The sequence below is a fragment of the Microbacterium sp. ZW T5_45 genome (assembly GCF_044987415.1).
Taxonomy (GTDB): Bacteria; Actinomycetota; Actinomycetes; order Actinomycetales; family Microbacteriaceae; genus Microbacterium.
The window spans coordinates 68,632-89,539 of sequence record NZ_JBJDRJ010000014.1; the positions used below are offsets into that span (position 1 = coordinate 68,632).

20 protein-coding genes and 1 tRNA gene are annotated in these 20,908 nt (G+C 69.0%); 19 read left to right on the forward strand and 2 right to left on the reverse strand.

The features are described from left to right. Position 1: 1 nt before the first annotated feature. The 10 genes from glgX to ACI3KS_RS09660 all read left to right on the forward strand — a co-directional run bounded on the left by glgX (position 2) and on the right by ACI3KS_RS09660 (position 13,246). On the forward strand, positions 2-2,245 hold the full coding sequence (gene glgX / locus ACI3KS_RS09615; RefSeq protein ID WP_404917665.1) for a glycogen debranching protein GlgX: 2,244 nt from the start codon (positions 2-4) through the stop codon (positions 2,243-2,245). Beyond that, a complete protein-coding gene (treY, locus tag ACI3KS_RS09620) occupies positions 2,242-4,590 on the forward strand; it encodes a malto-oligosyltrehalose synthase (protein ID WP_404917625.1) in 2,349 nt (782 codons plus the stop codon). Before glgX ends, treY begins: the two co-directional genes overlap by 4 nt. Then, complete coding sequence (treZ, locus tag ACI3KS_RS09625; protein ID WP_404917627.1) at positions 4,587-6,344, forward strand: malto-oligosyltrehalose trehalohydrolase; 1,758 nt, start codon at positions 4,587-4,589, stop codon at positions 6,342-6,344. The genes treY and treZ overlap by 4 nt, the downstream gene beginning before the upstream one ends. Positions 6,345-6,487: 143 nt before the next feature. Continuing rightward, on the forward strand, positions 6,488-7,783 hold the full coding sequence (locus ACI3KS_RS09630; protein WP_404917629.1) for a cysteine desulfurase: 1,296 nt from the start codon (positions 6,488-6,490) through the stop codon (positions 7,781-7,783). Beyond that, positions 7,780-8,214, forward strand: a complete 435-nt coding sequence (gene sufU, locus ACI3KS_RS09635) for a Fe-S cluster assembly sulfur transfer protein SufU (RefSeq protein ID WP_404917631.1) — start codon at positions 7,780-7,782, stop codon at positions 8,212-8,214. The genes ACI3KS_RS09630 and sufU overlap by 4 nt, the downstream gene beginning before the upstream one ends. Before the next feature lie 45 nt (positions 8,215-8,259). Further along, positions 8,260-9,183, forward strand: coding sequence for a GNAT family N-acetyltransferase (locus ACI3KS_RS09640; protein WP_404917633.1), 924 nt, complete (start codon positions 8,260-8,262; stop codon positions 9,181-9,183). A gap of 39 nt (positions 9,184-9,222) precedes the next feature. Next, positions 9,223-9,864 carry an NADPH-dependent F420 reductase gene (locus tag ACI3KS_RS09645; protein ID WP_404917635.1) on the forward strand — a complete coding sequence of 214 codons (642 nt, stop codon included), beginning with the start codon at positions 9,223-9,225 and terminating at the stop codon, positions 9,862-9,864. Positions 9,865-10,035: 171 nt separating this feature from the next. After that, positions 10,036-10,692, forward strand: coding sequence for a GntR family transcriptional regulator (locus ACI3KS_RS09650; RefSeq protein ID WP_404917637.1), 657 nt, complete (start codon positions 10,036-10,038; stop codon positions 10,690-10,692). A gap of 96 nt (positions 10,693-10,788) precedes the next feature. Beyond that, entirely contained in the window at positions 10,789-10,998 is a 210-nt protein-coding gene (locus ACI3KS_RS09655) for a heavy-metal-associated domain-containing protein (RefSeq protein WP_404917639.1), read from the forward strand. Positions 10,999-11,008: 10 nt separating this feature from the next. Further along, entirely contained in the window at positions 11,009-13,246 is a 2,238-nt protein-coding gene (locus ACI3KS_RS09660; protein ID WP_404917641.1) for a heavy metal translocating P-type ATPase, read from the forward strand. On the opposite strand, the gene ACI3KS_RS09665 is transcribed toward ACI3KS_RS09660, so the two are convergent. Continuing rightward, entirely contained in the window at positions 13,239-14,078 is an 840-nt protein-coding gene (locus ACI3KS_RS09665) for an SDR family NAD(P)-dependent oxidoreductase (protein WP_404917643.1), read from the reverse strand. The two genes, ACI3KS_RS09660 and ACI3KS_RS09665, sit on opposite strands and share 8 nt — an antisense overlap. A gap of 130 nt (positions 14,079-14,208) precedes the next feature. Here ACI3KS_RS09665 and ACI3KS_RS09670 point away from each other — a divergent pair, with 130 nt between their 5' ends. Then, the gene (locus ACI3KS_RS09670; protein ID WP_404917645.1) at positions 14,209-14,817 is read left to right on the forward strand and encodes an asparagine synthase; all 609 of its coding nucleotides are present in this window, start codon (positions 14,209-14,211) and stop codon (positions 14,815-14,817) included. Positions 14,818-15,096: 279 nt separating this feature from the next. Then, positions 15,097-15,169: transfer RNA gene (locus ACI3KS_RS09675), tRNA-Arg, on the forward strand. Here the strand turns inward: ACI3KS_RS09675 and ACI3KS_RS09680 are convergent. After that, positions 15,135-15,428: a helix-turn-helix transcriptional regulator gene (locus tag ACI3KS_RS09680; protein WP_404917647.1), complete on the reverse strand. Its 294-nt coding sequence runs from the start codon at positions 15,426-15,428 to the stop codon at positions 15,135-15,137. The two genes, ACI3KS_RS09675 and ACI3KS_RS09680, sit on opposite strands and share 35 nt — an antisense overlap. An 812-nt stretch (positions 15,429-16,240) precedes the next feature. Between ACI3KS_RS09680 and ACI3KS_RS09685 the strand changes: the two genes are divergently transcribed. From ACI3KS_RS09685 to ACI3KS_RS09715, 7 genes are all read left to right on the forward strand, one after another. Beyond that, positions 16,241-16,546, forward strand: a complete 306-nt coding sequence (locus ACI3KS_RS09685; RefSeq protein WP_404917649.1) for a hypothetical protein — start codon at positions 16,241-16,243, stop codon at positions 16,544-16,546. Beyond that, positions 16,539-16,817: a hypothetical protein gene (locus ACI3KS_RS09690; RefSeq protein ID WP_404917651.1), complete on the forward strand. Its 279-nt coding sequence runs from the start codon at positions 16,539-16,541 to the stop codon at positions 16,815-16,817. The genes ACI3KS_RS09685 and ACI3KS_RS09690 overlap by 8 nt, the downstream gene beginning before the upstream one ends. After that, positions 16,814-17,140: a hypothetical protein gene (locus ACI3KS_RS09695; protein ID WP_404917653.1), complete on the forward strand. Its 327-nt coding sequence runs from the start codon at positions 16,814-16,816 to the stop codon at positions 17,138-17,140. The genes ACI3KS_RS09690 and ACI3KS_RS09695 overlap by 4 nt, the downstream gene beginning before the upstream one ends. A gap of 26 nt (positions 17,141-17,166) precedes the next feature. Next, positions 17,167-18,810: a hypothetical protein gene (locus ACI3KS_RS09700; protein ID WP_404917655.1), complete on the forward strand. Its 1,644-nt coding sequence runs from the start codon at positions 17,167-17,169 to the stop codon at positions 18,808-18,810. Between the two features lie 9 nt (positions 18,811-18,819). Beyond that, positions 18,820-19,074, forward strand: coding sequence for a hypothetical protein (locus ACI3KS_RS09705; protein ID WP_404917657.1), 255 nt, complete (start codon positions 18,820-18,822; stop codon positions 19,072-19,074). Between the two features lie 3 nt (positions 19,075-19,077). Beyond that, entirely contained in the window at positions 19,078-20,175 is a 1,098-nt protein-coding gene (locus ACI3KS_RS09710) for a hypothetical protein (protein ID WP_404917659.1), read from the forward strand. Positions 20,176-20,179: 4 nt separating this feature from the next. Continuing rightward, positions 20,180-20,908 (forward strand): hypothetical protein (locus ACI3KS_RS09715; protein WP_404917661.1); only part of this gene is annotated, 729 nt, incomplete at its 3' end.

Below are 20,908 nucleotides of genomic sequence, written 5' to 3' on the forward strand. Positions count from 1 at the left end.
ACTGGAGATCTGGCCGGGCACCCCCTACCCCCTCGGAGCGTCCTACGACGGACAGGGCACGAACTTCGCGCTCTTCAGCGAGGGCGCCGAACGCGTCGAGCTGTGCCTGTTCGACGAGGACGGCGCCGAGACGCGCGTCGATCTCACCGAGGTCGACGCCTTCGTGTGGCACGGCTACCTCCCCACGATCCAGCCGGGCCAGCTGTACGGCTACCGGGTGCACGGGCCGTACGAGCCGTCGACCGGCAAGCGGTTCAACGCCAACAAGCTGCTCCTCGACCCCTATGCCAAAGCGGTCTCCGGGCACATCGACTGGGGTCAGCCGCTCTTCGGCTACACGTTCGGCGACCCCGACTCTCGCAATGACGAGGACTCCGCCGCCGCCATGGCCAAGGGCGTCGTCATCAACCCCTTCTTCGAGTGGAGCGGCGACCGCCAACTGAAGACCCCGTACGCGCAGACCGTGATCTACGAGGCTCACGTGAAGGGCCTCACCAACCGGCATCCGGAGATCCCCGAAGAGATGCGCGGCACGTACGCCGGCGTCGCGCACCCCGCGGTGATCGAGCACCTGCAGCGTCTCGGAATCACGGCGATCGAGTTGATGCCCGTGCACCAGTTCGTGCACGACTCGGTGCTCGAGGAGAAGGGCCTGTCGAACTACTGGGGCTACAACACCCTCGCGTTCTTCGCCCCGCACAACGAGTACGCCGCGATCGGCGAGCACGGGCAGCAGGTGCAGGAGTTCAAGGCGATGGTCCGCACGCTGCACGCGGCGGGCATCGAGGTGATCCTCGACGTGGTCTACAACCACACCGCCGAGGGCAACCACATGGGCCCGATGCTCTCGATGCGCGGCATCGACAACGAGGCGTACTACCGCCTCGAAGAGGACCGCCGCTACTACACCGACTACACCGGCACGGGGAACAGCCTCAACGCCGGAAGCCCGCATGCCCTGCAACTGATCATGGACTCGCTGCGCTACTGGGTGACCGAGATGCACGTCGACGGATTCCGCTTCGACCTGGCATCGACACTGGCGCGGGAGTTCTACGACGTCGATCGCTTGGCGGCGTTCTTCGAGCTCGTGCAGCAGGACCCGATCGTCTCGCAGGTGAAGCTCATCGCCGAGCCCTGGGATGTCGGACCCGGCGGGTACCAGGTCGGCAACTTCCCGCCGCAGTGGAGCGAGTGGAACGGCAAGTACCGCGACACGGTACGGGACTTCTGGCGCGGCGAGCCGCAGTCGCTCGGTGAGTTCGCCTCTCGCCTCACCGGCTCGGCCGACCTGTACGAGCACTCGGGTCGCCGCCCCGTCGCCTCGATCAACTTCGTCACCGCCCACGACGGCTTCACGCTCCGCGACCTCGTGTCGTACGCCGAGAAGCACAACGAGGCGAACGGCGAGGACAACGCCGACGGCGAATCCCACAATCGCTCCGACAACATGGGCGTCGAGGGGCCGACGGCCGACACCGAGGTGAACCGTCGTCGCGCACGCCAGCAGCGGAACTTCCTGGCGACGCTCCTGCTCTCGCAGGGAGTACCGATGATCTCGCACGGTGACGAGCTCGGCCGCACCCAGAGCGGCAACAACAACGGCTATGCGCAGGACGACGAGATCACCTGGATCGATTGGGAGACGGCCGACCTGCCCCTGATCGAGTTCACGTCCGCCGTCGCGCGCCTGCGGCGGGAGCATCCCGCGTTCCGACGCAGCCGGTTCTTCGACGGCCGGCCGGTGCGCGGCGAAGACGGCGGCCGGCTGCCGGACGTGGTGTGGCTGCGGCCCGACGGCCAGCAGATGGCACCGGAGGACTGGGGATCGGGATTCGGCCGCACGGTCGGCATGTTCCTCAACGGCCATGGCATCCCCGAGAAGGACGTACGGGGCAGGCCGGTCACCGACGTGAACTTCCTCGTGTACTTCCACAGCGGCGACGAGCCGATCGACATCTCGGTTCCCGACGACGGCCACGAGGTCGAGTGGGAGGTCGTGGTCGACACCTCGGGCGAGGTCGACGAGAAGACCACGATCCGCCCTGGCGCGAACGTGCACATGTCCGAGCGCTCCCTGATCGTGCTCCGCGAATGCGACGCGGCTGAGGTCGAGGTCGACGACTCGGTCGAGGCGTCGCTGCGTGCGCAGAGCGATCAGGCGGAACGATCCGCCGCCACCGAGCCCGCGCCGGACCCCGAGTCCGAGTCGGTTCCCGAGTCCGACCCCGAGGAGGGCCGATGACCAGACGACCGCTGTCGACGTACCGCCTGCAGATCAGCCCGCGCTTCCCGCTCGACAGCGCGGCCGAGATCACCGGCTATCTCGCTGAGCTCGGCGCGAGCTGGGCCTACCTGTCACCGCTGCTGGTCCCCACCCCCGGTTCGGATCACGGCTACGACGTCGTCGACCACTCGCGGGTCGACCCGGCCAGAGGCGGAGAAGACGGGCTCGACCGGTTCGCCGCGGCCGCACGCAGCGCGGGACTCGGCATCCTCGTCGACATCGTCCCCAACCACATGGGCGTCGCCGTGCCGCGGGCGAATCAGTGGTGGTGGGATGCTCTCCGTCTCGGCCGCTCGTCACGTCACGCGATCGCCTTCGATATCGATGCGCGGCGCGGCGACGGGACCGTCCGGCTGCCGATCCTCGGAGCGCCGCTCGAGGAGGTGCTCGCCGAAGGGCACCTCTCCGTCGACCCGACCCCGCAGGATGACGCGCCGGACGGCACGCTGTCGTACTTCGAGCATGTCCTCCCGCTCGCTCCCGGCACCTCGGAGCTCGCCGACGACCTGCCGGCTCTGCTCGCGGCGCAGCACTACGAGCTGCGGTACTGGGAGGACCAGAACACCGAGTTGAACTACCGGCGCTTCTTCGCGGTGTCCGAGCTCGCCGGTATCCGCGTGGAGCTCGCCGACGTCTTCGCCGGGTCGCACCGCGAGATCGCGCGGTGGATCACCTCGGGCCTCGCCGACGGTCTGCGGGTCGACCATCCCGACGGACTGGCGGACCCCGGTGCGTATCTGGAGGCGCTGGCGGATGCCACGGGCGGCGCCTACACGCTCGTCGAGAAGATCCTCGAGCCGGGCGAGCGTCTGCCCGACTGGTGGCGTACCGACGGCACCACCGGTTATGACGCGCTGGGCGAGTTCGACCGGGTGCTCGTCGATGAACGCGGAGTCGCGGCGCTGGACGAGCTGGACGCGCGGCTGCGAGCACAGACAGGGCTTCCGGAAGCCCTGCGGTGGCACGACCTCATCCACACCACCAAGCGCCTGGTGGCGGACACCATCCTGCGGTCCGAGGTGCGCCGCCTCGTGCATGCCCTGCCCTTCGGGATCGTCGACGCCGAAGACGCGCTTGCCGAGCTCGTCGCGTGTTTCCCCGTCTACCGGTCGTATCTGCCCGCAGGACGCGAGCACCTCGAGCACGCGCTCGTCGAGGCGACGCGTCGCCGGCCCGACCTCGCCTCGTCGATCGCCGAGCTCGCACCGCTCCTCGGCGATGCCGCGCTCGAGGTCGCCGAACGCTTCTCGCAGGTCACCGGTGCGGTCATGGCGAAGGGTGTCGAGGACACCGCGTTCTACCGCTGCACCCGACTGGGCACGCTCACCGAGGTGGGCGGTGACCCGTCGATCGCGGCGCTCACGGTCGCGGAGTTCCATGCCGCGCAGCAAGACAGACTGGCCGCCTGGCCGCACACCATGACGACCCTGTCGACGCACGACACGAAGCGCTCGGAGGACGTCCGCGCTCGACTCAGCGTGCTCGCGGAGGTACCCGAACGCTGGGAGCAGGTGCTCGGCGAGCTCCGGGCGATCGCCACGACCGGACACGGACCCCTCGACGCGCTGCTGTGGCAGGCCGCCGTCGGCGCCTGGCCGATCTCCACTGAGAGGCTGCGCGCCTACGGGCTGAAGGCCGCGCGCGAGGCGGCGGAAGGCACGGGGTGGCAGCATCCGGATGCCGAGTTCGAGAAGGGCGTCGAGGCGATCGCCGAGGCGGCGAACGGTGCGGCTCACGACACGATCGAGGGGTTCGTCGCCGAGATCATCGACGCCGGGCGCTCGAACTCGCTCTCGGCCAAGCTGCTGCAGCTCACCGCACCCGGCGTCCCCGACGTCTACCAGGGCAGCGAGCTGTGGGACCTCTCGCTCGTCGACCCCGACAACCGTCGCCCGGTGGACTTCGCCGAGCGTGCGGCACTGTTGCGACAGCTCGACGCCGATGTCGCTCGCGGCATCCGTCCCGCGATCGACGACACGGGTCTCGCCAAGCTCCTCGTCGTGTCGAGGGCTCTGCGTCTGCGCCGTGACAACCCCGAGCTGTTCGCCGTCCATCGCGGCGCCGACGTCGAGGGCGAGGCGGCCGAGCATGCGATCGCGGTCGACCGCGGAGGGGTGACGGTCGTCGCGACGCGGCTTCCCGTCGGCCTGTCGCGTCGCGGCGGATGGGGCGACACGATCCTCATGCGTCCCGACGTCTCCGCGACGGATCTGCTCACCGGGCGGCGGGTCCCTCCGGGGGCGGCGCGCCTTGCCGACCTGTTGGACGAGTACCCGGTGGCCCTGTTGGTGGAGGAACGATGATCGAGGTGTGGGCGCCGCGGGCGCAGCGTGTGAGGATCCGGCGGCTGACGGATGCCGGTGCGACACGCGACGTGACCGATCTCGTCGCGCTCGCCGACGGGTGGTGGGGGAGTGATGTCGTCCTCGCCGACGGCGACCGCTATGGATTCCTCCTCGACGACCGTGACGAGCTGCGTCCGGACCCTCGATCGCGGCGGCAGCCGGAGGGCGTGCACGGCCCTTCGGCCGTGTTCGACCCGTCGACCTTCGCCTGGACGGACGCGGACTGGACGGGGCGGCAGCTCGCCGGTGCGGTGATCTACGAGCTGCACATCGGCACCTTCACCTCGGAGGGCACGCTCGACTCCGCGATCGCGACGCTCGACCACCTCGTCGGGCTCGGAGTCACCCATATCGAGCTGCTGCCGGTCAACGCGTTCAACGGGCAGTGGAACTGGGGCTACGACGGGGTGCTCTGGTACGCCGTGCACGAGCAGTACGGCGGACCGGCCGCCTACCAGCGGTTCGTGGATGCCGCCCACCGTCGAGGACTCGCGGTGATCCAGGACGTGGTCTACAACCATCTCGGCCCCTCGGGCAACTACCTGCCCGAGTTCGGGCCGTACCTGCGCGACGCCGACCGCAACACCTGGGGCGACTCGGTCGATCTCGACCAGCGTCCGGTGCGCGACTACATCATCGACAACGCGCTCATGTGGCTGCGCGACATGCATGTCGACGGTCTGCGGCTCGACGCGGTGCACGCGTTGCGCGATGAGCAGCCGGTGCACATCCTGCAGGAGCTCGCCGAGCACGCCGATGCGCTCTCGGCGCAGCAGAACCGGCCTCTCAGTCTGATCGCCGAGTCGGACCTCAATGATCCGACGCTGATCCTGCCGCGCGAGGCGGGCGGATACGGGCTCACCGCGCAGTGGTCCGATGACTGGCATCACGCCGTGCACGTCGCGCTCACCGGGGAGACCACGGGGTATTACGAGGACTTCGCGGCAGCGGATGCCGTGGCGAAGGTCTCGCAGGGCGGCTTCTTCCACGACGGGACGTTCTCGTCGTTCCGCGGACGCCCGCACGGGCGGCCGATCCCCGAGGCCGTGCCGGCCTGGCGCCTGGTGACCTTCGCCCAGGACCACGATCAGATCGGTAACCGCGCGGCCGGTGACCGGCTCTCCGAGACGCTGTCGGAGCGGAGACTGGCCGTCGCGGCCGTGCTGACGCTCACCGCGCCCGGCACCCCGATGCTGTTCATGGGCGAGGAGTGGGGAGCGTCGACGCCCTGGCAGTTCTTCACCTCGCACCCCGAGCCGGAACTCGGAAAGGCGACGGCCGAGGGCCGCATCGCGGAGTTCGCCCGCATGGGGTGGGACCCCGCGAGGGTCCCCGACCCGCAGGATCCCGAGACCTTTCGCCGCTCGCACCTGGATTGGAGCGAGCTCGAAAGACCCGCGCACGCGCGTCTCGCCGACCTCTACCGGGCGCTGACGCGCCTGCGCCGGGAGAGGCCGGAGCTGACCGATCCCGACATGACGTCCACCCGGGTGACGCTGCAGGTCAGCGCGTCCGGGACGGACATCGCCCCCGACGTCCGTGTCTATCGGATCGAGCGCGGTGATCTGACCGTGCTCGTGAACCTCTCGGCCGAGCCCGTCTCCTTCGACGTCGCGGAGTCCGACCGGCTGTTGCTGTCGACAGCCGAGGTGCAGCTCGTCGACGGGCGCGTGGAGGTCGCCTCGGAGTCGGCCGTGATCGTCGGCCCCTAGTCCGGGCGCTTCGGCAGGCTCAGCGACCCAGGGGCAGTGGGTCCCTAGTCCGGACGCTTCGGCAGGCTCAGCGACCCAGGGGCAGTGGGTCCCTGAGCCTGCCGAAGGGCCCCGGCACCCTTGGTGGATGAGAAGCTAGAGGGATGAGCACTGCGCCCGCCACCCCGCTGAGCGACGACGAGGTGCAGAGCATCCGTCGTGACTTCCCCATCCTGCAGTCCAAGGTGAACGGGCACCCTCTGGCCTATCTGGATTCGGGGGCGACCTCGCAGCGGCCGTTCGCAGTGCTCGACGCCGAACGCGAGTTCGCGAGCACCATGAACTCCGCCGTGCATCGCGGCGCGCACACGCTCGCCGCCGAGGCCACCGAGTTGTTCGAAGACGCCCGCGCGCGGGTCGCCCGGTTCATCGGCGCACGCGATGACGAGATCGTCTGGACGTCGAACGCGACCGAGGCCATCAACCTCGTCGCCTACTCGATGTCGAACGCCTCGCTCGGACGAGGGGGAGCGGATGCCGAGCCCGTGCGCCTCCGCGAGGGTGACGAGATCGTCACCACCGAGATGGAGCACCACGCCAATCTCATCCCGTGGCAGGAACTCGCTGCGCGCACGGGGGCCACGCTCGAGGTCATCCCGCTCGACGATCACGGCGCGCTGCGGCTCGACGTCGCGGCGCAGCTGATCACCGACCGGACGAAGCTGCTCGCGGTCACGCACGTCTCGAACGTGCTCGGCGTGATCAACCCGGTCGCCGAGCTGATCGCGCTCGCGCGCTCGCGCGGGGCCCTCGTGCTGCTCGACGCCTGCCAGTCCGCTCCGCACCTGCCGCTCGACGTGAAGGCGCTCGACGTCGACTTCGCGGTGCTCTCGGGGCACAAGATGCTCGGCCCGACCGGCATCGGCGCGCTCTACGGCCGGCGCGAACTGCTGCAGGTCATGCCGCCTTTCCTCACCGGCGGGTCGATGATCACGACGGTCACCACGACCGAGGCCGCGTATCTGCCGCCGCCCCAGCGCTTCGAGGCGGGCACCCAGCGCGTGTCGCAGGCCATCGCGCTCGCCGCGGCGATCGACTACCTCGACGGCATCGGCATGGCGCGCATCGCCGCGCATGAGGCCGCTTTCGGCGCGCGCCTGGTCGAAGGGCTCGGTGCGATCGACGGCGTCCGCGTGCTGGGAGCCGGCATCGGTCTGCCGCGCGTCGGACTTGCGAGCTTCGACGTCGACGGCATCCACTCACACGATCTCGGTCAGTTCCTCGACGACCTCGGCATCGCCGTGCGCGTCGGGCACCACTGCGCCCAACCGCTGCATCGCCGGCTCGGCATCACCTCGTCGACGCGAGCGAGCACCTATCTTTACACGACCGATGACGAGATCGACGCCGTGATCGCCGGCGTCTCGGGCGCCATCGACTTCTTCCGGAGGGGCGCATGAGCGACCTGCAGAACCTGTACCAGGAGCTCGTACTCGACCATTCGCGCACGCCGCACGGCTACGGGCTGCGCGACGAGGTCCGAGCTCAGTCCCACCAGCTGAACCCGACCTGCGGCGATGAGATCACCCTGCAGGTGCACCGTGCGGCCGATGGCACGGTCGAGGCGCTCGCCTGGGAAGGTCACGGCTGCGCGATCTCGCAGGCGTCCGCGTCGATGCTCGCGGTTCTCGCTGAGGGGCTGGCGGTCGACGACCTCGAGGCCCGCATCGCGTCGTTCCGCGAGGCGATGCGTTCGCGGGGCAAGATCCTTCCCGACGAGGATCTGCTGGGGGATGCTGCCGCGCTCGGTGGCGTCTCGAAGTACGTCGCCAGGGTGAAGTGCGCCATGCTCGCCTGGGTCGCCGCCGAGGACGCGCTCGCCAAGAGCTGAGCCGCACGGGTTGGCAGCCGCAGGCGTTGCCCGCAGGATGGAGACATGGCCCTCGAACTCACGACCCTGCCGCCGGACCGCCTCGGCGAGTGGCGGGCCGCGGCCCGCGATCGTCTGATCGCGAAGGAGGATGCTGCGGGGCTGCGGCCGGGAGCGGATGCCGCCGAGCACGTCGATCGCGTGCTCGGCCAGCTGGACGCGGACGACCGACGGGCGCTGTCGAGGGTGATCGAGGTCTCGGTCGACGGTGGTGTGCAGGGCACGATCTGGCTCGTGGGCGTCGCAGGGAAGACGTTCGTGCTCGACGTGGACGTGCCCGCAGCCACGGCAGGCGACCTGTTCCCGCTGATCGAGGAGATCGCGCGGGTCGACGGTGCCACGAGTATCGCGCTGGCATTGCATCCGACGGATGCGGCAGGACACGCGTTGGTCGCCGGTCGCGGGTTCGGGCTCGCGTCGATCCAGATGCTGCTCGACCCCGTGCCGGTGCGAGCGACGGATGAGCGGGTGCGGGTCTCCGCGATGACCCCGGAGCGCTTCGTGCGCTTCGCCGATCATTCTGAGCGGGCGTTCGCCGACGACCTCGTCGCGTCCGGTCGCTACTCGCGTGCCCAGGCCGTCGCGGAGTCGCATCGGCAGATCGTGCTTGAGCTGCCGGACGGCCTCGAGACGGCAGGCCAGTCGTTCTTCGTGGCGACCGTGGACGACGAGGAGGTCGGTTTCCTGTGGCTCGGGGCTCGGCTGCGCGACGACCGGCCGCACGCCTTCGTGCTCGACATCGAGGTCGCCGAGCCGCATCGGCGGCGCGGTTACGGGCGAGCTCTCATGCTGGCGGCGGAGCGCGAGGCCTCGGCATTCGCTGCCGAGTCGGTCGGACTGCACGTCTTCGGCTTCAACGCGGCGGCCATCGAGCTCTACGAGAGCCTCGGCTATCGACGGGTCGAGGAGTCGTATTACGTCGATCTCTGAGCCGGGGAATACCGCGGAGGCTCAGTGGTTGCCCCCAGCATGACAACTCTCGGAATCATCGGTGCAGGACACATCGGCAGCCAGGTCGCGCGCGCCGCGGTCGCCCACGGGTACGACGTCGTGATCGCGAATTCGCGCGGTCCGGAGACGCTCGCGGACCTCGTCGCGGAGCTCGGACCGCGAGCGACCGCGGCGACGCCGGCGGAGGCGGGAGCAGCCGGGGAAGTCGTGGTCGTCACCGTGCCGCTGCACGCGCTCGACCGGATCCCCGTCGAGCCGCTCGCCGGCAAGATCGTGCTCGACACGAACAACTACTACTTCGAGCGCGACGGGCACATCGAGGCGCTCGACCGCGGCGAGACGACCACGTCCGAGCTGCTGCAGCAGCATCTGCCGACCTCGAAGGTCGTCAAGGCGTTCAACCACATCGGCGCGGCCGACATCACCACGACGGGGTCGCCGGCGGGAACTCCCGATCGTCGCGCGCTGGCCACCGCCGGCGATGACGCCGACGCGGTGGACTTCGTGACCCGCTTCTACGACGAGATCGGATTCGACACCGTCAATGTCGGTCCGCTCAGCGAGTCGTGGCGGGTCGAGCGCGACCGGCCCGCCTATGTGGTGCGCCAGAATGCCGAGGAGCTGGCGGCCAACCTCGCGATCGCGAACCGTCTGCCCTGAGTTCACTGGCCCGGGTCGCTGAGATCGTCGACGGGCCGCGGTCCTCGCTTCGGCAGGCTCAGCGACCCAGGGGAGGCTTCAGCGACCCAGGGGTGGCTTCAGCGACCCCGGGGGCGGGGTCGGGCGACCCAGGCGGTGCTCAATGACCAGATCAATGGCAGAATCGGGGTCATGACGGAGGCGGAGACCGCCGGCGTACTGGAGTCGGTGCGGGTGACCAGTGTGCTGCGCGAGGACATCATCCTCGGTCGGCGTCGGCCCGGTTCCCGTCTCGTGGAGCGCGACATCGCCGCCGAGCTGCAGGTCTCGCGTCTGCCGGTCCGCGAGGCGATCCGCACGCTGGCCGCCGAGGGGATCGTGGTCTCGCGTCCCCGCACCTGGGCGGTGGTGCGCGAGTTCACGCATCGGGACATCCAGGAGTTCGGCGAGGTGCGCGAGGCGATCGAGACGCTGATCTTCGTCTTCGCGGCCCAACGGCACGATGAGGCCGGTCTCGAGCAGCTGCGCGAGGTGCTCGTCCGCGAGCAGGCAGCCGCGGAAGCCCGCGAGGAGGACGCCGCGCGCATCGCGGCATCCGACTTCCACGAGGTCGCGTCCCGGTTGGCCGGCAACGCCATGCTGAACGAGCTGATCGAGGTCTTCGTCACCCGGCTGCGCTGGCTCTTCGGCCAGCACGATGACCTGATCGGCATGGCCGAGGAGCATCGTCGCATCTTCGAGGCGGTGGAGCGGCGCGATGTCGACGCGCTGCGAGTGCTGATCCCCGCACATCTCGCCGCTGGTCAGCGGGCTGCCGCCCGTCGACTCGATGCCTCTCTCGCGATCTGATCCTTTTGCGGGAATAGGTCCGACAGGCGTATGGTTGTGATCGATCAGATACCCCATGGGGGTATTCCCCTCACGGGGCTGACGAAAGGACGCGACATGACCATCACCACTTACGCCGTCACCGGGATGACCTGCAGCCACTGCGAGGGCTCGGTGCGCGCAGAGGTCGCCAAGCTCGACGGTGTGACCGCCATCGACGTCAGCGCGGCCTCGGGGGAGCTCGTGATCACCTCCGATGCCGTCATCGACGACGCCACCGTTCTGGCGGCCGTCGATGAGGCCGGTTACAGCGCCGTCCGCGCCTGAGGAGCGGGCCATGTCCAGTACTGCGAGCACCTACGATCTCGAGATCGGAGGCATGACGTGCGCATCGTGCGCGGCGCGCATCGAGAAGAGGCTCAATCGTCTCGACGGGGTCACGGCCTCCGTCAACTACGCCACCGAGAAGGCGCACGTCGAGGCTGATCAGGGTGTGGATCTGGATGACCTGATCGCCGAGGTCGTCCGCACCGGGTATACCGCCGAGCTGCCGAAGGACGACGCCGAGGAGACCGCTGATCCCGCGTACAGCCGACTGCGCCTCCGACTCATCGTCGCGGTGGTCCTCGCACTGCCGGTGATCGTGCTCGCGATGGCCGAGCCGCTGCAGTTCCCCGGGTGGCAGTGGGCGTCGCTCGTGCTGGCCACCCCGGTCGTGCTCTGGGCCGCCTGGCCGTTCCACCGCGCCGCGTGGGTGAACGCCCGGCACGGCGCCGCGACGATGGACACTCTCATCTCCGTGGGGGTCTCGGCCGCCTTCCTCTGGTCGCTCTACGCGCTCTTCTTCGGAACAGCGGGCATGTGGGGCATGACCCACCCGTTCCGGTTCACGATCGAGCGCGGCGACGGCCTCGGCAGCATCTATCTCGAGGTCGCCGCTGGTGTGACGATGTTCCTCCTCCTCGGACGTTTCCTCGAGCAGCGCTCGAAGCGGCGTGCCGGTGCGGCTCTGCGCGCTCTGGGAGAGCTCGGCGCGAAGGACGTCTCCGTCCTGCGCCACGGCGTCGAGACGCGTCTGCCCCTGGGTCGACTGGTCGTCGGTGACGTCTTCGTGGTGCGCCCGGGCGAGAAGATCGCGACGGACGGGGTCGTGCTCGACGGAGCATCCGCCATCGACTCCTCGATGCTCACCGGGGAATCGGTGCCGGTCGAGGTCAGTGCGGGGGACGCGGTGGTCGGCGCGACGGTGAACGGTGCCGGGCGTCTGCTCGTCACCGCCACCCGGGTCGGTGCAGACACGCAGCTCGCCCGGATGGCGCAGCTCGTCGAGGATGCGCAATCCGGTAAGGCTCAGGCTCAGAGGCTCGCCGACCGCCTGTCGTCGGTGTTCGTGCCGATCGTGTTCGTCCTCGCGGCGGCGACCCTGGGGGTGTGGCTGCTCGCGGGCGGCGGAGTCGCCGCGGCCTTCACCGCCGCGGTCGCGGTGCTCATCATCGCCTGCCCCTGTGCACTGGGCCTCGCGACTCCCATGGCTCTGCTCGTCGGTACGGGACGCGGCGCGCAGCTGGGCGTGCTGATCAAGGGCCCCGAGGTGCTCGAGTCCACGCGTCGGGTCGACACCGTCGTGCTCGACAAGACCGGCACGGTGACGACGGGACGGATGACGCTGGTCGAGGTGATTCCCGCTCCGGGCGAGGACCGGGCGGAGGTGCTGCGCCTCACGGCCGCCGTCGAAGAGGCATCCGAACACCCCGTCGGGCAGGCGATCGTGCGCGGTGCGCTCGAAGAGCTCGGAGCGGTCGACGGGGTCGAGGACTTCCGGGCCGTGCAGGGGAGGGGCGTGACGGGAACCGTCGGCGGGCATGCGGTGATCGCGGGGCGGCCGTCACTGCTCGAGGACTGGGCGCTGCCCATGCCGGCGGAGCTGGCCCAGGCGTTCGACGCTGCTGAGGACGCGGCCCGCACGGCGGTCGCTGTCGCCTGGGACGGGGCGGTGCGAGGTGTCGTCGTGGTCGCCGACCGAGTGAAGCCGACGAGCGCTGCCGCGATCGCCGCGTTGCGCGGGCTCGGCCTGACGCCGGTGCTGTTGACGGGTGACAATGAGAGGGCGGCGCGTCAGGTCGCGGCGCAGGTCGGCATCGAGCGGGTGCGTGCGGGGGTGCTGCCTGAGGAGAAGGTGGCCGAGATCACGGCACTGCAGCGCGAGGGCGGCGTCGTCGCCATGATCGGCGACGGCGTCAACGATGCGGCGGCGCTTGCGCAGTCCGATCTCGGGATCGCGATGGGCACGGGCACGGATGCGGCGATCGAAGCGGCGGATCTCACGCTCGTCCGCGGAGACCTGTGGGGCGCGGTCGACGCGATCCGGCTCTCGCGGCGGACGCTCGGCACGATCAAGGGCAACCTGTTCTGGGCGCTGGCGTATAACGTGGCGGCTCTGCCGCTGGCGGCGCTGGGGATGCTCAACCCGATGCTCGCGGGTGCGGCGATGGCGTTCTCGAGTGTGTTCGTGGTGCTCAACAGTCTGCGGCTGCGGCGCTTCCGCACAGCGGCGCCGCAGTCCTCGGTCAGCTGAGCGGTGTGGTGGTGTCGGTCGCTGCGCGCAGCGGCCGACGCATCACGCGCCAGTAGTGCGCCGGGGTGAGGCGCACGAGCACGTCGATCAGTCGGGCCTCCCGGCCGACCATGGTCCTGGCCCGGCGCCGCTCGGCGGCGCGGATGATCGTGGCCGCGGCATCCGTCGGCTCGGTGTGGTACATCGCGGCCTGCGCCGAGGCGGCACGCGCGGCCACGGCGGGTTCGATCGCCGCGGCGTAGCGTCCGTGCAGGATGATCCCGGTGCGCACTCCGGCCGGGTACACGGCGCCCACCGTGACCGACGTGCCCTCGAGCTCGTGGCGCAGGGCTTCGGAGAAGCCGCGCACCGCGAACTTGCTGAGCGAGTACGGAATGCGGCCGGCGGGTGCGGCCAGCGCGTAGACGCTCGCGAGGTGAGTGATGTGCGCGGCATCCGCGGCCTTCAGGGCGGGCAGCAGCGCCTTGGTGATCGAGACCGTGCCCCAGAGGTTGACGTCGGTGAGCCAGCGCATCTCCTCCATGGTGAGCTGCTCGAGGGTTCCCAGCATCGACGATCCTGCGCACGTGATGAGCGACACGAGACGGGGGTGGGCGGCGGTGATCTCGGCGCACGTCGCGAGCACCGCGTCGTCGTCGCGCAGGTCGACGACGTGAGTGGTGACGGCGGAGGTCCCCAGGCCATCCCGAATGCGGATCAGCGCGTCGGCGTCGCGATCGACGAGGGCGAGCGATGCTCCTCGAGTTGCCAGCTGGCTCGCGATCTCGGCGCCCATGCCGCTCGCGGCGCCCGTGATGACGGTCGTTCCCCGGGTGAGATCGAGACGTCGCATGCGTCCTCCTCCTGGCGCGCTTCCGGCGCCGCTGTGCATCATCGAAGGCGGGAGCGAACCCGATCCCGGACCATTCTCACCGACCAGCGTGTCGGAGGGAACCGGTATTCTCGAAGGCGAGGAGGTTGCGGTGGGACGAACTGCGGATGCCATCGCCGAAGGCGTTGCGATCGCGACCTCCGCCGCGCGCTTGGCGGTGAAGAATCACATCCTCGTCGGCACGATCGCCGAGGACGGCGTCTTCGACATGGAGAAGTATCAGGCAGACGCCCGCGAGGCTCTCAAAGCCATGGCCGAGGAGTCCGAGCAGGCGGAGAAGAACCTTGCGGCGCTGCGCAAGCGTGCGCGCGGTCGTCACTCCGATCCGTCGGGGACCCACGACTATCGCGATCGCGACGTGCGCAATCTCCGGCGGCGGGCGAGGCAGTCGCACGGTGTGGCGGCGAAGCTGCGCGCCATGATGGAGGACCCTGAGGAACTGCGGGTGATCGTCGAGGAGGCGCGCGAGGCGGCATGGTCGGACGTGCGTCACAACCTCGACCGACGGCTGCGGGTCGAGGGGATGCGTCCGGATCAGGATCCCGACTACGAGCGCATGCGCGAGGCGCGGATGCAGGCGCTGCGGCTCGTCGATCTGCAGGCGCTGTCGTCCGAGCAGCGTGCGCGCGAGAAGCGGCGTAAGAAGCGCGAGAACGCGGCGGAGAAAGAGTCGTCGAAGAAGGGCGCGAAGGCGGGCTGAGCCCCGACGCCGAGCGAGCACCCGTCGTTTCGTGTTCCCCGGTCGTTGAGCGAGCACCCGTTTGTTCGTGTTCCCCGGTCGTTGACCGAGCACCCGTCGTTTCGCGTTCCCGGTCGTTGAGCGAGCGCCCGTTTGTTCGTGTTCCCGGCCGTCGAACGAGCGCCCGTTTGTTCGCGTTCCCGGTCGTTGAGCGAGCGAAGCGAGACGAAACGCGCCCCGATTTCGCTTTCCTCTGAGGTCTGTTGTAGGCTATTCAACGGCCCGCTGAGCGGGCAGGAAGCGCCTCTAGCTCAATGGATAGAGCATCTGACTACGGATCAGAAGGTTGGGGGTTCGAGTCCCTCGAGGCGCACATCAGTTGAAACGGCTCCCGCACTAGCGGGGGCCGTTTCTGCGTTAACGCCCGCAAACCACTCGACAGGCTGACCCGTCAGGCGTGCCCATGTCACCACCGCCGAGAACGGTGGCTCATTGACGCCGCGCTCCCATGCGCTGATCGTGTTGCGGTTGCGTCCGAGGTGCTCAGCCATCTCTACCTGCTCAAGACCGGCGAAACGACGCGCCCGGGCCATTCTCTCGCCCACGGTCAACTGCTCGTTCAAGAGTGACATCTGCTACCTCCGCTACGTGGCGAGCGTGTGCACGACGCACGGCCCGCGTTCCGATAACTCCCTGCGAGTTCCATCCGCAGGCGCAATAGCCGATCAAGTCGACTTCCGTCGTGCGCTTGCGGCCGGAGTACGTAGAGGCGGGTATCCCGCCCGCCTCCACGATGCTCACAAGTTCGTGATCTGCCATGCCAGGAGTCTACTGCGCGACGCGAGACTTTAGCGTCACGCCGCACGAAATACCGTGCGCAATCATGCCAAGCCTGTTTCGTATGTCACGACGCACGATATCTCGTGCGCGACGACAGCGAAAGGCGTAGCGAGTGCGACACACCGGCCGACCACCACCATCGCTCCCCGTGGGGAGCGCCCTCGGATAACCACACACGCGCCGATTGAGTCGGCATCCACCGCCCAGCAAGGGCCGTGAGACCCGCTGAGCCGAACAGCGAACCACCAGCGCCCACGAGAGACGGGGTGGGCCGGTAAGTGGTACGACCGGGCGGCCTGCTAGAAGGCCCCGTCTCAATGCCTGTCAGTAGCGCGATTCGAGAGACGCGCCTAGGGGCATCGATGCCTGGCTCCGCCGAAGCACGATCCCTAGTCCCTTCCGTTCGCGGAGGGGGCTAGAAGTCTCTCAACCATTCACCACCGAAGCAGGACGAGATGGACGACCACCGATACCTCGAATCCGGCTGGTGTACATGCGGTCATCACCGATCAGACGGACGCAACGAGAGAGACCCCATCACCCGGCCGACAGTCGCAGAGATACGCGAACTCCTCGGCCCCACCTACCAGCCCAAGGAACGGACATGACCCTCACCGAAGCCCAGACCACGAAGCCCGCCGTCGACGCGCTCACCGACCTCGTCGACACCGCCCGAACCCGAGCCGTGCGCGCCAATGCCGAGGGTGACCGGCTCAAGATGAACGACCTCCTCGGCATCGCTGACACCCTCGACCGCGCACGAACCCGACTCGTCGAGGATGGCACCGAGTACCTCGATGCGGCATGGGCGTTCGTCGACGCGGGACGCAAGATGATCGCAGACGTCTACGGGTCCGCCAGTCTCCTCGCCCTCATTCGCTCCGAGGCGGGACGTGGTCCCCGTGGTTGACAACATCGAGACGCCCGCCGCGCTCATCACCCTCGCCATCATCGTCGCCGTCTGGCTCGTCATCGGCATCCGCGAGCGCCGACGAAACCGAGCAATCGACGCCGAGGTGGTCAAGCACTGGGATGCCCTCGCGCGTGCTGACGCCCTGGTCATCCTCGACAACTCGTGCGCCAGTCTCTGGCACGAGGGTGAGGGCTGGTGTGTGTGCACTCGACCCTACGAGCACACCGGCCCGTGCATGGACGCCGTCCACGGAGTGGTCCGGCAGTGACAGCCAAGCATCGCGACCCCGAGTACCTCAAGAACGCCCGCATCATCCGGGCGCAGGTCGCGGCCAAGCGTCGAGCCGGTGCCGACGTGACGTGCTGGAGGTGCGGCCACCTCATCGACCAGGAACAGCGCTTCGACGTGGGACACATCGACCCGAACGGCGGGCCTGGCCTGGACAACCTCGCACCCGAGCACCGCTACAAGACGGCGCGGTGCATCGGCAACCGAGCGGACGGCGGCCGCCTCGGCGCGGCGCGACAGCGCGAGGCCAAGGCCCGCCGCCCGCCGACCTCGACCGTCTCGCCCGGCTCCCTGTCGTGGTAACAAACCCCTGATCATCGGATCTTTTTATGAGCATCAAAGCAACCCCCGCCTTCGGCTCTACAGGCGTGTTTTTCCCCGAGTTGGAAGAGCACTGGCTCATGGACGAAGCCGCGTGGATCGCGCACCGCGCCACGGCCCTCGATCCCGACGAGGTCACGGACCTCGTGACCACCGAGCGTGACCGGCGCGAGTACCTCACGGGGATGCGGCTCATGGGTCTACTCGTCGACCGCGACGGCGAGCCCCAGGACCCGAAGCCCCAGCAACTCCTGGTCGTTGACATGCTCGCCGCCGGACACACCATCGACGCCGTGATGATGCCGCGACGCTCGACCAAGACGGCCACGATCCTCGCCGTCATCATCGGCCGGTGCGCGTCCCGGCCGCGACGCAACTCCGCGTTCACCCTCGCCACCACCGGCCTCAAGGCTCGCGAGAAGTTCGGGCACGAGGTCCTCGACATCATCGAGTCGGCCTACCCCGATCCCAAGACGCGCCCGGTCAAGGTCGTGCGCCAAGCCGGTTCGGAGGCTCTCCGGTTCCCCAACCGCTCCGTGTTCTCGGTCCACGCGCCCATCGGTGACAACTTCCGAGGCTCCGCCTACGACGAGGTGTTCATCGACGAGTCCGGCCGCGCCAAGCCCGAGATGACCGAGGACCTCCTCGCCGCAATCCCGCCGACCCTCGACACCACCGATGGCCAGTTCATCATCGCCGGGACGGCCGACAAGGTCCGCACCGGGAACCTCCTCTACGAAGTCCTGTTCGTCAAAGCCGCCGCACTCGGCGCGGGCATCCTCCGCTACAACGCCCCCGACTCGACAAGCGAGGAGGAACTCGCGGACTGGGAACCGACCGAGCAGAACCCGCGCGCGAACGTCCGCGCGCTCATCCTCAAGCACCACCCCGGCATCGGCAACCTCACGAGCCTGGAGGCCGTCGAACGGAACTTCCGACTCCAGCCGCGCCACAAGTTCATCTTCGAGTACCTCGGCATCTTCGGAGACGAGGGGACCGCGACGACCCTCATCAAGCCCGACCTCTGGGCCAAGACCCTCGTGCCCGGCCGTCTCCCCGAGAACCCCGGCCGGTTCGCTCTCGCCATCGCGATCCACCCTGACGGCCTGTGGGCGTCGGTGTCCGTCGCGTGGCGGCACGTCCTGGAGCCGCTCGACCTCGTCGCCGTCGCCCTGGACCAGGACGGCGCGGAACGCGAGACCCGTACCGCGATCGGCCTCCTCCATCACCAGCAGGGCACCAAGGGGTTCTGGCAATCCGTGCTCCTCCTCGCCCGCACTCACGAGGTCCCGATCCACTACGACACCGCCTCCCAGGCCGTGGCCGTCGAGGTCGCGGAACTGGAGAAGGCCATGCCCCGCCCGGAACTCGTCGCGGCAAAGACCATCGACGTGCGCCAGGGCGCGACGAAACTCCTCAAGGCCCTCGACAACGGCGAACTTGCGCACTGGCCGCAAGAGCGCATGGACGCGGCCGCCGCCATCGCAACCAAGCGCGCCATCGGCACGTACGGCGGGTTCGGAATCGGCCGGCCGAAGGACCAGGCCGACGCCGACATCACCCCTCTGGAGGCCGCGACGCTCGCCCTCCAGTTCCTCGACAGCATCCCCGAACTCGTCGACCCCGACGACCTGTTCGACTTCGCCGAATAGGAGACCCTCATGCCCGGTCCCGAATCCACCAGCCCCATCCGCCTCGACGAGTCCCCGTCCGACATCGTCGTCCACTGCGAGGAACACCCGTGGTGGACCGCCATGCGGTTCCACCGCGACGAGGCGTTCGACGCCGCGTGCGGCCACGAAGAACGCGAACACCCCGGCGACTACCGACAGCGCGACGCGCGCCGCTCACGCGCCGTACGGGGTGTCGCGAACGCGACACCCCCTCTATCGTCCGAACCCGGATCGAGGGTGTGAAACGTGGGACTTTTCAAGAAGAAGATCAGCGACCGGTACGACACGCCCTCCGCCGTCGCGGCTCCGTTCACATCGCCCTGGTCGCCCCAGACCTCGCTCGACACGTTCACCGCCGACGCGCTCAAGGGCCTCGCCGGTGGCGGCGCGGACCAGCCGCTTACCCGCGAGGTCGCGCTCAAGGTCCCCGGCGTCAAGCGCGCGCACGGCATCGTGTGCGCGCAGTTCGCCGGTATCCCGTTCTTCCAGATGGAATCCGCCGCCCGCACCACGGATCAGCCGCGATGGCTCACCACCTCGGACTCTGGCGTCTCGCCCTACCACCGCTCCTTCGGCGCCGCGTCCGACTGGTTCTTCTACGGCTGGGCGTGCTTCGGGTTCACCGCCAAGCCCGCTGAGGACCCCGACGCCGACTGCCTCCACATCCCGTTCGGCCTCTGGTACACCGACGACAACGGCGACGTGCACTGTGACTTCGACCTCGTCGACGACAAGTACAAGACCTACCTCGTCGCCGTGCCCCTCGGCTACGGCGAGAACGGTCTCCTCGTCGACGGCCGCGACACCCTGAACCAGGCCCGGAAGATCGAGGAGGCCTACCTCAACCGCCTCGAAAACCCCATCCCGCTCACCGTCCTTCGCATCCGCGACGACCTGTACTTCAAGTACTCGAAGGAACAGCGCGCTCAGGTCCGCGACGAGTGGAACGACGGCCGCCGGAAGAACTCCACCGGCCTCCTCCCGAAGGACGCCATGGACGTCGACCTGCCCGGCGCGTCCGTCGAGACGAACCTCTACGAGTCCGGCCGCAACGCCGTCCGCCTCGACATCGCCAACCACACGTCCCTCCCGGCTTCGATGATCGAAGGCGTCCGGCAGGGCGGCTCCGGCGGCGGCACTGAGATGCGCTACCAGGGCGTCGGAGAGAACGGCGCGGCCCGCTCCGAGGTCTGGGACTACGGACCCGCACGCCGGATGCTCCTCGCCTGGGAGGCCCGCATGTCCCTCGACGACATCGTCCCCTCCGGCAAGTCCATCCGCGGCGACCTGACCGAACTCTTCGCCGCGCCCAACCCCACCACCACACCGACCAGTGAGGACTAACCACATGCACGAAATCGACATCGAGATTGAGGGCGGGGAGGTGCTCGCCTCCGCCGACGACCGCACCATCACCGGCCTCCTCATCCCGTTCGGAGAACGAGGCCGCACCAACGTCGGCCAGTTCGAAGTGGACGCATCCGCCGTCGAACTCCCCGCCGACCCGTCCGTCGTCACCCTCAACACCGATCACGACCGCTACGCACCGGTCGGCCGCGCGACCCGCCTCTGGATCGAGGCCGCCGGAGTCATGGCGTCCTTCGCCATCGGCCGCACCCCCGCCGGTGACCGGGCGCTCGCAGACGCCCGCGACCCGCACGGCAAGCGCCGCCGACTCTCCGGCGAGTGGCGCGGCGGCATCAAGAACGGCAAGGCCACACGCGTCCCCGTCTCCGGCGGTGCGCTCGTCGAGCGCGGCGCATTCCCGTCCGCCATGGTCCTCGCCGCCGACACCCCCGACCCCGAGGAGACCGACGACGAGACCACCGGCGACACCGTCGCCCAGTCGCACACCGACGACACCTACACCGATTCCGAGGGCAACACCTGGACGCGGGTCTACGACTCGCAGACCGTCGAGACCTCGACCGGCACCCAGACCACCACCACCATCACCGAGACATACACCGACCCCGCCGCCGAAGCGGCAACCAACCAGGAGGAATCCGAAGTGACCGCATCCGCCACCATCCCCGCCACCCAGCGCGCCGGAGCACCCCTGTCTCTTATACAATCT

Excerpts from the sequence above, each read along its gene's own strand:
- ACI3KS_RS09705 (WP_404917657.1), top strand. The coding sequence starts at position 18,820 with ATGCCCGGTCCCGAATCCACCAGCCCCATCCGCCTCGACGAGTCCCCG.
- treZ (WP_404917627.1), top strand. The coding sequence starts at position 4,587 with ATGATCGAGGTGTGGGCGCCGCGGGCGCAGCGTGTGAGGATCCGGCGG.
- ACI3KS_RS09655 (WP_404917639.1), top strand. The coding sequence starts at position 10,789 with ATGACCATCACCACTTACGCCGTCACCGGGATGACCTGCAGCCACTGC.
- sufU (WP_404917631.1), top strand. The coding sequence starts at position 7,780 with ATGAGCGACCTGCAGAACCTGTACCAGGAGCTCGTACTCGACCATTCG.
- treY (WP_404917625.1), top strand. The coding sequence starts at position 2,242 with ATGACCAGACGACCGCTGTCGACGTACCGCCTGCAGATCAGCCCGCGC.
- ACI3KS_RS09700 (WP_404917655.1), top strand. The coding sequence starts at position 17,167 with ATGAGCATCAAAGCAACCCCCGCCTTCGGCTCTACAGGCGTGTTTTTC.
- ACI3KS_RS09645 (WP_404917635.1), top strand. The coding sequence starts at position 9,223 with ATGACAACTCTCGGAATCATCGGTGCAGGACACATCGGCAGCCAGGTC.
- ACI3KS_RS09665 (WP_404917643.1), bottom strand. The coding sequence starts at position 14,078 with ATGCGACGTCTCGATCTCACCCGGGGAACGACCGTCATCACGGGCGCC.
- ACI3KS_RS09650 (WP_404917637.1), top strand. The coding sequence starts at position 10,036 with ATGACGGAGGCGGAGACCGCCGGCGTACTGGAGTCGGTGCGGGTGACC.
- ACI3KS_RS09640 (WP_404917633.1), top strand. The coding sequence starts at position 8,260 with ATGGCCCTCGAACTCACGACCCTGCCGCCGGACCGCCTCGGCGAGTGG.
- ACI3KS_RS09660 (WP_404917641.1), top strand. The coding sequence starts at position 11,009 with ATGTCCAGTACTGCGAGCACCTACGATCTCGAGATCGGAGGCATGACG.
- ACI3KS_RS09685 (WP_404917649.1), top strand. The coding sequence starts at position 16,241 with ATGACCCTCACCGAAGCCCAGACCACGAAGCCCGCCGTCGACGCGCTC.
- ACI3KS_RS09680 (WP_404917647.1), bottom strand. The coding sequence starts at position 15,428 with ATGTCACTCTTGAACGAGCAGTTGACCGTGGGCGAGAGAATGGCCCGG.
- ACI3KS_RS09630 (WP_404917629.1), top strand. The coding sequence starts at position 6,488 with ATGAGCACTGCGCCCGCCACCCCGCTGAGCGACGACGAGGTGCAGAGC.